Annotated in this window: 11 protein-coding genes; 5 read left to right on the top strand and 6 right to left on the bottom strand. The window is 67.9% G+C overall.

The genetic code is table 11. From position 1 onward, the window contains the following. The first annotated feature begins 40 nt into the window (after nucleotides 1-40). A complete protein-coding gene (locus DEIPR_RS03255; protein ID WP_013614407.1) occupies nucleotides 41-2,170 on the top strand; it encodes a S8 family serine peptidase in 2,130 nt (709 codons plus the stop codon). Nucleotides 2,171-2,390: 220 nt separating this feature from the next. Next, on the top strand, nucleotides 2,391-3,224 hold the full coding sequence (locus DEIPR_RS03260) for a serine/threonine-protein kinase (protein WP_013614408.1): 834 nt from the start codon (nucleotides 2,391-2,393) through the stop codon (nucleotides 3,222-3,224). Nucleotides 3,225-3,360: 136 nt separating this feature from the next. Here DEIPR_RS03260 and DEIPR_RS03265 read toward each other — a convergent pair whose 3' ends face one another. The 4 genes from DEIPR_RS03265 to DEIPR_RS03275 all read right to left on the bottom strand — a co-directional run bounded on the left by DEIPR_RS03265 (nucleotide 3,361) and on the right by DEIPR_RS03275 (nucleotide 6,724). After that, nucleotides 3,361-4,545, bottom strand: a complete 1,185-nt coding sequence (locus tag DEIPR_RS03265; protein WP_013614409.1) for an LCP family protein — start codon at nucleotides 4,543-4,545, stop codon at nucleotides 3,361-3,363. A gap of 120 nt (nucleotides 4,546-4,665) precedes the next feature. Continuing rightward, nucleotides 4,666-4,824 carry a hypothetical protein gene (locus DEIPR_RS14130; RefSeq protein ID WP_169310668.1) on the bottom strand — a complete coding sequence of 53 codons (159 nt, stop codon included), beginning with the start codon at nucleotides 4,822-4,824 and terminating at the stop codon, nucleotides 4,666-4,668. A gap of 88 nt (nucleotides 4,825-4,912) precedes the next feature. Continuing rightward, the gene (locus tag DEIPR_RS03270) at nucleotides 4,913-6,223 is read right to left on the bottom strand and encodes an MFS transporter (protein WP_013614411.1); all 1,311 of its coding nucleotides are present in this window, start codon (nucleotides 6,221-6,223) and stop codon (nucleotides 4,913-4,915) included. A gap of 198 nt (nucleotides 6,224-6,421) precedes the next feature. After that, on the bottom strand, nucleotides 6,422-6,724 hold the full coding sequence (locus DEIPR_RS03275) for a hypothetical protein (protein ID WP_013614412.1): 303 nt from the start codon (nucleotides 6,722-6,724) through the stop codon (nucleotides 6,422-6,424). A gap of 199 nt (nucleotides 6,725-6,923) precedes the next feature. Between DEIPR_RS03275 and map the strand changes: the two genes are divergently transcribed. The 3 genes from map (at nucleotide 6,924) to DEIPR_RS03290 (ending at nucleotide 10,783) form a co-directional block, all read left to right on the top strand. Beyond that, nucleotides 6,924-7,694: a type I methionyl aminopeptidase gene (gene map, locus DEIPR_RS03280; RefSeq protein ID WP_013614413.1), complete on the top strand. Its 771-nt coding sequence runs from the start codon at nucleotides 6,924-6,926 to the stop codon at nucleotides 7,692-7,694. 221 nt (nucleotides 7,695-7,915) lie between these two features. After that, on the top strand, nucleotides 7,916-9,553 hold the full coding sequence (locus DEIPR_RS03285) for a PASTA domain-containing protein (RefSeq protein ID WP_013614414.1): 1,638 nt from the start codon (nucleotides 7,916-7,918) through the stop codon (nucleotides 9,551-9,553). A 93-nt stretch (nucleotides 9,554-9,646) separates the two neighbouring features. Next, entirely contained in the window at nucleotides 9,647-10,783 is a 1,137-nt protein-coding gene (locus DEIPR_RS03290) for a cysteine desulfurase family protein (RefSeq protein ID WP_013614415.1), read from the top strand. A gap of 55 nt (nucleotides 10,784-10,838) precedes the next feature. On the opposite strand, the gene DEIPR_RS03295 is transcribed toward DEIPR_RS03290, so the two are convergent. Together DEIPR_RS03295 and rlmN are read right to left on the bottom strand one after the other, a co-directional pair. Continuing rightward, nucleotides 10,839-11,540: a hypothetical protein gene (locus tag DEIPR_RS03295; protein WP_013614416.1), complete on the bottom strand. Its 702-nt coding sequence runs from the start codon at nucleotides 11,538-11,540 to the stop codon at nucleotides 10,839-10,841. Between the two features lie 93 nt (nucleotides 11,541-11,633). Next, nucleotides 11,634-12,671 (bottom strand): dual-specificity RNA methyltransferase RlmN, encoded by a 1,038-nt coding sequence (gene rlmN / locus DEIPR_RS03300; RefSeq protein WP_041222367.1) that lies wholly within the window; start codon nucleotides 12,669-12,671, stop codon nucleotides 11,634-11,636. Nucleotides 12,672-12,788: the final 117 nt, after the last annotated feature.

Here is a 12,788-nt window from a genome sequence, read left to right on the forward strand (position 1 = left end):
CGAACCCTCTGTCCCGCAGTCTGACGGGTGCGGAGGCTGCATGACCCAGCCGGACGGCGCTGTCACCCTGGACCTCGGCTACGCCGAGACTGGCCGAATAGAAAAGGCGTTTACGGGCTCCTGGCGGGTGGAGGCGAAGCCCATCTGGCTGACCCTCAAAAGTCAGAGCGGCGTGGCCGGACAGCCGCTGGTGATGGAACTGAGGGCCGACCGTAACGTGGGCCTGAGCCCCGAGGCTGCGCAGCCTCAGCTGAGCAGTGTGATTCGGGTGCGCTGGCAACCGCCGGGCAGCAGTGTCTCGACCACCTCGGTCTGGACCGTGCAGGCCCGCCGCTACGCGCTGAGCGGGCAAGTGCAGTGGCCGGCGCTGAGCGGCACCGACGCCGCCGCCGCGCCGGACGATGTCCAGCCGGCCGCAGCTGGCGCAGGAGGGGAGACGGTCATCGTGAAGTACCGTTCAGCTGCGGTGGCGCGGGCCGTGGCCCAGGCGGTGGCGCAGCCGGTGGATTCCCGGCCGGACGGCAACAAGACAGGGGGAGACACAGAGAGTGTTCCCTCTGACCTGAGCGCGGCGCAGCGGCAGGCGGCGCTGGAATCGGCCGGCCGCTGGCAGCAGCAGGCTGGGCAGGTCGCGGGCCGGCTGGGCGGGCAGACCCTGGTGGCGGGGGCCGCCGACCCCCAGGCCCTGGCCGCACTTCTGCGCCGGGACCCGGCTGTGGAATACGCCGTGGTCAGCGCGCCGCTGAGCAGCCAGCAGGCCGCTGAAACCGGTTCGCCGTCCGGCGCATCCCCGCAGGAGGCGCTGGCCCAACCGGTGGTGCCCGGCGACGAGTATGCTCCGCTGCAGTGGGCTTACCGCACGCTGGGCTACGGCGGCGTGTGGCGCGATATGGAAGCGGGCGGCTACACCCGGCCCGTCACGGTGGCGGTGCTGGACAGCGGCGTGCGCTACGACCACCCCGACCTGCAGGGCCAACTGCTGACTGGCGCGGAAGGTGCGCTGGACGTGCTGGGCTTCGCTCCTGCCGCTACCGGCCAGGCAGCCTACGACAATGGCGACGGCGACGGGGCCGACCGCGACCCTACCGACCCGGCCTTTGCTGGCCGCACGCCGCACAGCCACGGCACCCATGTCAGCGGCATTATTGCGGCCCGCTGGGGCCAGCAGGCGGTGGGCAATCCCAAGTGGAGCACCAGCGGTGTGGTGGGGGCCAGCTACCGGGCGCCAGTCCGCATCCTGCCGGTGCGCGTGATTGACGCAGCGGGCAAGACCGATGTGGCTCAGGTGGTGGCCGGAATTCGCTACGCAGCGGGGCAGGCCGTGACACTGGACGGGCAGACCTTCCGTAGCCCAGCCCCGGTGCAGGTCATGAACCTGAGTCTGGGTGGCCAGATCAGCGCCGCCGAGGCCCAGCCCATGTGCGACGCGGTGGCCGAAGCCCGCGCTGCCGGCGTACTGGTGGTGGCCGCAGCCGGCAACTACTACGGCGCATCGCAGGTGTACCCGGCGGCCTGCCCCGCTGCGCTGGCGGTAGGCAGCGTGACCCTGTCGGGCGGCAGTGCGCCCCGGCACTCGGAGTTCTCCAACCGCTTTGCCGAAGTGGCGCTGAGCGCTCCGGGCGGCACGGCCCTGGGAAACACCTACAACGGCGGCATCCTGAATGAGCAGCCTGCTCCGGACCAGATTTTCTCTACGGACTGGGATTACGCCAAGAACGAGCCGCGCTACGCCTATCAGGCCGGCACCTCGCAGGCGGCCCCGCAGGTGAGTGCCCTGGCCGCGCTGCTGCTGTCCAAGGGCGTGACTACCGGCCCGGACGACACCGCCGCCCGCCTGACCACTACGGCCACCGACCTGGGCACCCCCGGCCGCGACGAGTATTTCGGGTATGGCATGATCAATCCGGCGGCCGCTCTGGGCGCCCCGGCCGTGAGTGCCGCGCCCGGTTTCTCGCTGCAGTCGGACCGGGGCCAGAGTTACCAGCCCCCGCTGGACGCGCAGGGCCGCTTTACCGCCTACCTGGGGGCAGGCAACTTTACCCTGCGCGGCGGCATAGACCGCAGCGGCAACGGCCTGGCCGGCGAATACGGCGAGGCCGGCGCGCAGGTATCGGGCACCCTCAGTGCCGAGCAGCCGGAAGTTCAGCTGGCCCCACTGGTCATCCGCTGAGGCTGGGCGCAAAGATGTCCCATCCCAGGAGCAGGGTGGGGCATGTTGCCCTGCCAGCGGGGTAGGCTCCGCTGCTCCCGGGACGTAGAACAGGGATGGAAGAAACACTCGCTGCGCCCCGCTCCGTGTAGGGCTGTCCTCTGAGGGGCCACAAAGGTATCCAGCGCCTCAGGCAGCGGCTGTCAGAATTCTTTATGCGCCATGCGCTAGCGTGAATTACATGGCACTGGCGGGCAAGCGGCTCGAGGGTGGAATTCGCCTGGTGCGCCCGGTGGGCAACGGCTCACACTCGGTGGCGTACCTGGCGGTGACCCCTGGCGGTCAGCCATGCACCGTCAAGCTGTTTCAGCCGTCCATGCTGCTGCATGCCCAGCGTGAACTGGAGGTGGGCCGGCAGTTCCGGCACCCCCGGCTGGCGCGTATCGCCCGGCTGTCCCGGCTGAATGATTTTCCTGCCCTGATTATGGGCTGGGTGCCGGGAGATACGCTGTTCGCCCACTACCGCCAGCGCCCGGCGCTGCGCTGCGAGCCCTACGCCTACCTGACGACCCTGGCCGACGTGCTGGAAGGCCTGAGCCACATGCACAGCCTGGGCGTGCTGCACCGCGACGTCAAACCCGACAACATCCTGGTGCAGCCGTCGGGGCACGCCACGCTGGTGGACTACGACCTGAGCGGCCCGCCAGGCGAGGAACTGGTCGGGCAAATTGGTACTCCCGCCTTCCGCAGCCCCGAGGCCCAGCTCGGCGCCGGACTGGGCCCCGAGAGTGACCTATACGGTGTAGGCCTGCTGCTGTACTGGGGGCTTTGGGGAAGCCTGCCGGAACCGGACGGTCCCCCGCAGCCCGTGGGGGACCGTGCCCGAACTGAACTTCCCTTTCAGGTCCAAGCAGAGGCTTTGGTCACCCAGCTGCTTGAACCCTACCCGTTGGCTCGGCCGTCCTCGGCCGCTGCCGTGCGTGAGCAGCTGCTGCACTGGCGGGCGCTGCTCAGCACGCCCGCTGCGGTCACCAGCCCCCCGCTGCGGCTGGGAAGGCCCAGCCAGAGGGTGTGAGCGCTCCTGAGCCGGGCCAGGCGGAGCAGCTGGTCAAGGTTATTTCGCGTCAGGGTTATTCCGCGCTGTCTGCCTGGCCGGGCGGCGCGGCCGACTGGAGGGGAGGCGTGGGCAGCAGGCTTGGGGGCGGCGAACTTCAGGGCAGCGGTACGTCGGCGCCCAGGCGAATGACCAAGTCGCTGCCGTCCGGATTGGGTGCCGTGTCGGCTTCTCCGAAGTTCAGCAGGTCCTGTACCTGCTCGGCGGCCGGTCCCTGAATCTGGGTCACGGCCAGCGGACCTTGGCCGTTGCCTACCGTGAGGTTGCTGAAGCCCTGGGCGCGTAGCGCGTCGGCCAGGCGTCCGGCACTGCCCGCAGGTGCACCGACGTTCAGGATGGTGATGGCCATTTCCGTGTCCAGCGCGGCCGTTTGCACGTCGTGATCGCCGGAGGCCGGCTGGGCACGGCCCTGAGAACCGGCGCTGAACTCCCGCTGCACCAGCTCGCGCAGTGCGGCGTGGTCCACGGCCCAGGTGCCCCGCGCCCCGAAGTCGCCCGGCACCATGAAGGTGTTCACCTTGGGACCGTGCAGGGCAGCGGCCAGCACCGCGCCCACCTCGCCGCGTGTCAGGTCGGATTTGGTGTTGGCGTTCAGCGCGCCGGCCACCACCGGCCAGCGCCACCAGTTCAGCGGCTGTTTCATCTGCTCGGTAAAAGCTCCCACGAATTGCTGCTGGCGCCCAATCCGGCCGATGTCGCTGAGGTTGTCCTTGCGGAAGCGCAGGAACCCTTCCATCTGCTCGCCGTTCAGCCGCTGCACGCCCGGCTGCAGGTCAATGTGAAGGTTACCGGCGTTGTCGTCGTATTTCATGGGCTGCTTGACTTCCACAGTCACGCCGCCCGCCGCGTCGGTCATCGAGCGCACCGCGTGCAAGGAGAGCAGCGCGTAGCCGTCTATCTCCAGCCCGGTCAGGTCGCCTACCGTCTGCATCAGCAGTTCGGGGCCGCCGCGTGCGTTGCTGGCATTGATTTTGCTCATGCCCACGCCGGGAATCTCCACCCACGAATCACGCGGTACCGACAGCAGCTTGACCGCGCCGTCAGGGTGAATCTGCGCCAGCATGATGGTATCGGTCAGGCCCGTGAAGTCTTCCGGAGCCGCCGGGTAGGGCCATATGGCACTGGGCGGGTACTTGGGCGTCACGCCGGCCAGCAGGATGTTCAGTGGCTGTCCCATGGAGCGGGGCAGGGCGCCGTAGCGCGCCAGGGCCGGGGCGGCCGGGGCCAGCAGGGCCAGAAATGCGGCCAACAGCAGGCCAAAGAAAGTGAAACTCGCACGCACGCTCCGCAGTGTAGCCCCCAGGGCGTGAGAAACAGCGTCGCCGCCCTGCGTGGGAGCTGGAGTCCGGCCCGGCGGCCTGGGCAGCCGGACATCCGGCCAGAACAGCAGTCAGATAAGCAGTCAGATAAACAGCGGCGCTTCGCTGTCGTCTTGCCCGGCGGCCTGGCGGGAGCGGTCGTAATACATCGCGGCGGCGAGGCCCAGGGCGGCCCCCAGCGTGACCAGCGCGACGACCCAGGGCAAGGTGTCTTTGTGGGCTGCGTCTTTTCGGGCTTGCATGGCTCCAGAATACATCCTGCTGCACATTCTGCGCTCGGGACTGGGACGCGGGCCAGCCGTGTCTAGAGCGCGCCGGGACCCAGCGGCTTCAGCTGCGCTGAGGCAGGGCGCGGGGCAGCCGCTTCCACAGCGCCAGCAGGCTGAGTGCTCCCAGCGCCGCCACTGCGCTCAGGCCCCAGTGCGGTCCCAGCGGCCCCGACTTGCCGATCATGAAACTGACGAAAATGGCGCTGGGCGGCCCCATGCCCGCCAGCACGAAGGAGTACAGGCTCATGACCCGCCCGCGCAGCTCGTCGGGAATAATCAGCTGCACGGTGCTGTTGGCGCTGACCAGAAAGCTCAGCATGCCGAAGCCTGCCAGCGCCAGCAGCGGCAGGCCCAGCGCCGGCCCCGGCACCCAGGCGAAAGCGGCCGTGGCCGTCACCAGAATGACCCCTCCCAGCCGCAAGAAGCGCACCGGGTCAGGCCGGCTGGCCTGCGACAGCGCCCCTGCCACTGCGCCCAGGCCAAACACGGCACTCATCAGCCCGAAAGCGGCCTCGCGGGCACCGAACACCTCGCGGGCGAAATACGGAATCACGATATTGAAGTTGATGACGGTGAGGCTGAGCAGTCCCACCAGCCACATCACGCTGGAAACGTCGCGGCTGCCGCGCACGTAGCGCAGCCCGTCGGCAATCTGCTCGGTCATGCTGCCGCGTGGCACCGAGTCGCGCGGTGGAAAGGGCAGGGTAGCAATCACGTACATCACCAGAAAAAAGGACGCCACGTTCAGGTAAAAGGGAAACGCCAGCCGCGCCAGGGCGTCCGAGTGGCCGCCGGCCAGCAGCGCCACCCCGGCAGCCACCACCACCCCGAACAGCGCCTGCCCGGTGGTGCGGCTGACATTGAACGAGAAGCTGTTCAGCGCAATCGCGTTGGCTACGCTCTCACGCGGCACCAGGTCCACCACGATGCTCTGGCGGGCGGGCATGTCGAACGCCTGCGCCACCCCGTGCACAAAGGCCAGACCCAGGACCAGCGGCAGCGTGACCACTTCCAGATGTGTGCTGACCGCCAGCGCCGCCGCCGTGAACAGGAAGCCGGTCTGCGTGAGCAGCAGCACGGTGCGCCGGGGTGCCCGGTCCACGATCGCTCCGGCAAACAGCGACAGCAGCAGGCTGGGCGTGAACTGCGCCGCCGTGACCCAGCCCAGCGCCGCCGAACTGCCGCCGGTCAGCTCCAGCACCAGATACTGCTGCGCGGTGGTTTGCATCCAGGTGCCAATCAGGCTCAGCAGCTGCGAACTCCAGTAGCGCCGGAACAGGTCGTGCCCCAGGGCACTGAAGGTGCGCCGCAGCCACCCCAGGGCTCCCCCCGGCTCCGGGACGGAAGATTCGGTAGGTGAAGAGGCAGCCATTCGGTCAGCTTACGCCTGTGAAGACGTGGGGTAGGGGTTGCGTGTGCAGCGGATGGCGGGGCAGGCGGGGTGGACGGTTCCGGTTTGCGGCCTGATGAACGCCAGCGCCCATCATCCAGGCCCCATCACCCAGCACTCCAGTCCTCAGCCCAGCATGCCAATTTCCAGCCTGCCAGTCCCCAGTGGTCCCCGTCCGCTTCAGGGAAAAAGGGCTTTCCCGGCCTGCCAGCCGCCCTCCAGCCCGCCGGTCCAGTGCCAGGACCCTTCCTGCTGGGGGTGCAGGGCCAGCGCCCGCGCCACTTCTGCGAGCGGTACCCGCCGCGCGAAGCGGGTCCGGGCGTGCCACTGCGCCAGTGCCCGTGCCTGGGCCGCCTCGCTCTGAACGCCCCGCAGCGCCGCCGCCGCCCGGTTCACGGCCAGGTCGAACAGTGCCGGCGGGACAGCCCCGGGCAGCAGGTCCGCTGGGGCGCCGGGGGGCAGGTCAGGTGGGGGCAGGGTCATGGCTTCAGCATAGGCGGGGGGGGCGGACAGTGATGAGGTGGGGAGAGATGATGAAGGACGGGACCGCGCCACCTGTGCTCTTCGCCCCCCCTGGCGTCTGTCCCGGGACCTTCGGCTCCTCCGCGCCCCGCGTCCGTCAGGCCACAGACTGGAATCTTTCGCCCTCCGCTTCCAGCTGTGTGCGCTAGGCTGAACTGTTATGAGTGCGCTGAGAAAAGTCTCCATCAAGAAACCCGCCGAAATCGAAACCATGCGCCGCGCCGGTGGACTGGTAGCCGAGACCTTCCGGGTGCTCGACCCCTTCGTCAAGCCCGGCGTCACCCTGGCCGAGCTGGACCGCATTGCCGAGGAGCATATCCGCGCTGCTGGTGCGCTGCCTGCCTACCTGGGCTACGGCCCCAAGTCCAACCCGTTTCCTGGCACCATCTGCGCCAGCGTGAACGAAGTGATCTGCCACGGCATCCCCGACGGGCGCGTGCTGGAAGAAGGCGACATCATTGGGGTCGATATCGGGGTGCTGCTGGACGGCTTTTATGGCGACGCCTGCCATACCTACACTGTGGGGCAGGTCAGCCCCGAAGTGCAGGGCTTGGTGGACACCACCCGCGAGGCGCTGGAGGCCGGCGTCGCTACCGTGCGGGCCGGCTCGCGCCTGGGCGACATCGGGGCGGCCATTCAGGAGCTGGCCGAGCCACGCGGCTATTCGGTGGTGGAGGAATACACCGGGCACGGTATTGGCAAGAACCTGCACGAGGACCCCACGGTCTTTCACAAGGGCGTGCGCTACACCGGCCTGAAGCTGGAAGAAGGCATGGTCTTTACCATCGAGCCGATGATTAACCTTGGAGCCGCCCCCACCGAGCTGCTGAGCGACGGCTGGACCGTAGTCACCCGCGACCGCAGCCCCTCGGCGCAGTTCGAGCACACCCTGGTCGTGACCAAGAAGGGAGCCGACCTCCTGACGGTCTGAAGCGGGTTGGAGCTGAGGCCCGGAATTGAGGGATACGGGCCAGCGGAAGCACTCCAGGCCCGGTCCCGCTTGAATACTGCCCCCATCCGCCCATCACTTCTGCCAGGGGGTGGCCCTGCTGGCTGGCCCGCCGGCACAGGCCGCTTAGGAAGCCGGAAAAACGTGGCCGGGCCGGGGGAGGGGCCGGGTGGCCGCCGGGCATGGGGTATGCTGTACCCCGAATGACGGCAGAAGAAGTGCGAATCGGCGACAAATATACGGTGCTGCGCACGCTGGAGGAGCGGGGCAACCTGACCCTCAGCGAGGTGAGCGCCCCTGGCGGCGAACTGCTGCGGCTGGCCTGGTTCGAGATTGACACTCCCGAGCAGCGCCGTGACTTTTTCGCCTACCGCGACGCCCTGCGTGCCCTGCAACCCGCCGGGCTGGTGGATTTGGTGGCCACCCCCGAGGCCAATTACGCCGTGTGGCGGCCGCTGGCGGGGCAGACCCTGGCCGATTTCGCCGCGCTGCCGGCCCGGCCCGAAGAAAGCCTGGACTCGCTGCGGCTGATGACCCAGCACCTGGGGGAGCACGGCTACGCCCTGACCGACGCCGAGGTCAAGATGGCCGGCCGGCGCGGTGAGCAGGCAGTACTGGCCTACCTGGATCCTGCCCCGCAGCGCACCGACGCCGAGATTGCCCGCCTCAACGCGCCCCTGCTGCGCCCGGTGTTCGAGGGCCGCACGCAGCGCCGCAGCGAGATGGGCTGGCTCAGCTTCGTGCCGGGGCTGCTGCTGCTGGCTGGGGCCGGCTGGTACGGCTATCAGGCCACGCAGTCCTACCTTAACCCCGAGGTGGCGGTGGTCAAGGACGTGACTGGCTTACCAGCCAACGAGGCGGCGCAGCAGCTGGCGAAGAGCGGCTTCCGGGTCGCTTACGCCGAGGGTGAGGGTGGAGACGCTGCCATCGGCTCGGTGCTGCGCCAGGAGCCCGAAGGCGACACCAACATGCCACTGGGCCGCCTGGTCACGCTGACGGTCAACAGCCCACCCGACCTGACCGTGCCGCGTGTGGAAGACCTGACGGTAGACCGCGCCACGGTCAATCTCAAGGAAAGTGGGTTCCGCCTGGGCACCGTGACCAAAATTGACGGTACCCCGACCCAGACCCCTGAGGGCCGCATCATTTCGCAGGACCCGCCCGCTGGCCTCTCGACTCAGCGCGGGCAGAGCGTGAATGTGCTGGTATCTACCGGCATTGCCGGCAAGGAGACCTGGATTCCCGACCTGACCGGCCTGGATTTCACCTCGGCGCGGGAGCACGCCCGCACCGCCGGCCTGGTGATTACCGAGGTCAAGCCTGAAGAAAGCGACCTCCCCGAAAACACGGTGATTTCGCAGACGCCAAAACCCTACACCCGGATTGGCAGTGGCGAGAAAATGACCCTGACCGTGGCGGCTCCCAAGTTCAGCCAGCCGCCGGCCACGGTGGGCGCCCTGCCGGTGCCCCCGGCTTACGTGCCGCCGGCCCCACCGCCTCCTCTGCCCGAGCCTGAGCCGGAGCCGGCCCCCGGCGCACCGGAGGAAACCCCCGCCGAGCCTACCCCGGCCACTGGGCCAGACACCGTCCCGGCGACCCCTGCTGGCGAGCAAGGTGCCCAGCTGCGCAGCGTGCAGCTGAACTACCAGTTCCCCGCTGACCTGCCTGCCGGCAGCTACTCCATCGTGGTACGCGACGATGCCGGCCAGCGCGTGTTGATGGGCGCCACCTCCAGCGAACAGCTGGCCGGTGCTCAGGCGTCCAGCACTGTGCAGGTCACGGGGCAGGCCACCTTTATCATCCTGCGCGACGGCGAAGTGTTCGCCACCTCTACGCCCTAATCTGCACCTGGCACGCCGGGGAGAAGCCGGGTCCACGGGCCGCCGCTTCTCCCTCACCGCGCTCAAGCTTGGCCTCTGGAAGGGAAGTCCTGCATGATTTACCTCGATTACGCCGCCACCCACCCCATGACTCCTGCTGCGCTGGCCGCTTACGCTGAGGCGGCGGCGCTCCCCGGTAATCCTTCCAGCGTGCATGTGGCGGGGCAGCAGGCCCGCGAGCGGCTGGAAGAGGGCCGCACGCTGCTGGCGCAGGCGTTCGGGGTAGACCCACGCCGCTTGACCCTCAACAGCGGCGGCACCGAAGGCGACAATGCCGTGCTGTTCGGTGTCGCTCAGGCATGGGAAGCGCAGCATGGACGCTCCGGCCACCTCATCACCAGTGCGTCCGAGCACTCGGCGGTGCTGGCCCCGGCCCGCGTGCTGGCCGAGCGCGGCTGGGACGTGACTTTCCTGACGCCCGATTCGCGTGGGCATATCAGTCCTGAGCAACTGCGTGAAGCCTTACGCCCGGATACGGCCCTGGTCAGCCTGCACCACGCCAACAATGAAATCGGCACGGTGCAGCCCACCGCTGAGCTGGCTGCCCTTGCCGCCGCCGCAGGTGTGACCTACCACACCGACGCGGTGCAGGCTCCTGGCGTGTTGCCGGTGCCGCTGGAGGAATGGGGTGTTACTTACGCCACTTTCAGCGCCCACAAGTGGGGCGGCCCGCGTGGGGTAGGCGTGCTGTACTCGGCACGCGGCCATGACTTGCCCCCGCAGCAAATCGGCGGCGGGCAGGAAGCGGGTCAGCGGGCGGGGACGCAGAATACTGCTGGCATCTACGCGGCGGGGGTGGCCCTACGCGAAGCTGAAGCCGCCAGAGCTGCGACGTTCGCCCACCTGACCGACATGCGCCGCGCTTTTGTGGAAGCGGTGGGCGACCTGCCGGGCCTCTCGTGGAACCACCCGGCGGACGGCAGCCCCAAAGTCGCCAGCCTGACCCTCAGTGGCGCGGACGGTGAAGCCCTGCTGATGAATCTGGATATGGCGGGTGTCTGCGCTAGCGCGGGAAGCGCCTGCTCGGCGGGCACCATGCAGGCCAGCCATGTGCTCACTGCCATTGGCCTGAGCGAAGCCGACGCCCGCAGTAGCCTGCGCTTCAGCTTTGGGGCCGCCACCACGCTGGAGGAAGTGCAGCAGGCGGCAGCGGCCCTGCGCCAAGCGGCGGAGTGGTCAAGGCTTGGCTAGAGCACCTGACGTAAGAAGGGCGTGTTTCCTTCATTCTGTCAAATGCTCTAGGCCCTCACATCGCCCAGCGGCGCACCGTGTTTTCGGTGGTGAAAGGGGCGTCGTCGGCTGGGGGGCACTGCGCGGATTTCACCTGATGCCGCTGCACCTCCACCACCAAGTCGAGGCGGCCATCCCGGTTGACGTCCTGCTTGCGCCAGTCCCCCAGCCGGGTCACGGTGGCTGTATCTTTGCCGCAGTTTTGAAGGTCTCCGTTCAGCAGCACCTTCTCGCTGCTTTGGCGTTCGTCGGCAGTGACCAGCGTGAGCCGTGAGCCGTACATGACAAAGTGTCCACGGCAGGCCAGGGCGTCGCGGCCATCAAAACGGCGGAACTTCAGGCACTCCTGCGCCGTCACGCCGGGGGTGTGGTGCACCGACTTCCACTGCCCACGCTCCCGCCGCAGTAGGGTCACGCCGCCGCAGCTGTCCGACTCGGCCAGGCACAGGTTCAGCAGCGCCTCTTCACGTCCCGGCGCACTGAATGAACCGAAGGTGACGCTGGTGGGCACCCGCCTGTTCATCACGGGCAGCTTGGCCCCGTTCTGACCGATAGGCACAAACTCTACCCGGCACCCTGGCTTGCCAGAGCAGTAGGCCGCCCCCAGCACCCGCGCCTGATGATCGTCTGGGCGCATGCTGTCGATCTTTACCTGGGGTGCAGGTGCATTCCACGCGGGGAAGGCGAGGGCGGTCAGGCTCAGTAAGGTTGTCAACATGGCGCGAGTCTAGAGACTCGCGCTGATGTTTTTCTTATGGCTTTGGTGAGAGAAGCAAAGGCTTCGGAGCTGCAGGTTGCGGCAGGCCCCGGCTTACGCTCCCGCGTGGCCCTGCGCCGCGCCGGGCCGCTTCAGCGCCAGTTGTCCGCAGGCTGCGCCCGCATCCTTGCCGCGTGAACGCCGCACGCTGACGTCTACGCCGCGTTCTTCCAGCAGGTCATAAAACGCCTGAATCTGTTCCTCGGTGCTGCTGACAAAGTTGCTGCCTGGCCAGGGGTTCATCGGAATCAGGTTCACATGGCTGACCAGTCCTTCTAGGCGCTCGGCCAGCAGTTCGGCTTGCCAGAGATGGTCGTTGATACCGCGCAGCATGGTGTATTCCATCGTGATGCGGCGGCCCGTCTTGGCCTGGTAGTCGCGGGCGGCCTGCATGATTTCGTCAATCGAGTTGGCCCCGCCCGTGGGAATGATTTGCTGGCGGGTTTCCTCGTCAGGCGCGTGCAGGCTAATCGCCAGCTTGATGCCCAGGTCATCTTCCTCGGCCAGACGGCGAATGCCTTTAGCGATGCCGACGGTACTCAGGGTCACGCGGCGCTTGCTCATGCCCAGCGCCTGCGGGTGCAGCAGGATGCGGGCGGCCTGCATGGTGTTGTCGTAGTTCAGCATGGCTTCGCCCATCCCCATGAAGACCAGATTGCGAATCTCACGCGGTTCGATACCTTCGCCGCCTGCAACGGCCAGAATCTGCCCCACGATTTCGCCCGGCGTCAGGTTGCGCCCGAAGCCCATCGCTCCCGTCGCACAAAAAGCGCAGCGGGCCGGGCAACCCACCATCGTACTCACGCAGATGGTTTTGCGGTCCAGGTAAGGCATGTACACCGCTTCCATCTGGCGGCCATCGGGCAGGGTAAAGAGGTACTTGACCGAGCCGTCGTCGCTGCGAAAGGTCTCGATGTCGTCGAAGGGATTGAGCCGCCAGCCCGCTGCCAGTTCCGCCCGCAGCTCGGCAGGCAGCGTGTGCATCTGCTCATAGCTGCCCACGCCGTGCTGATAGACCCACTCCAAAAGTTGCCTGCGCCGGAAGCCGGGCAGCGGAAAGTCGTCGGGGTGAAGGTCCAGCAAGAGGGGCAGGGGGGCGGCAGTCATCGTGGCAGTCTAACGTGCGGGGCCTGCCGGCAATGGTGGTGTAGGCCGGGGCACCCTGGCCCGCTGCCTGCGCCCCATATGCCACAGAAGAGCTACAGAAAG

Source organism: Deinococcus proteolyticus MRP, assembly GCF_000190555.1.
Taxonomy (GTDB): Bacteria; Deinococcota; Deinococci; order Deinococcales; family Deinococcaceae; genus Deinococcus; species Deinococcus proteolyticus.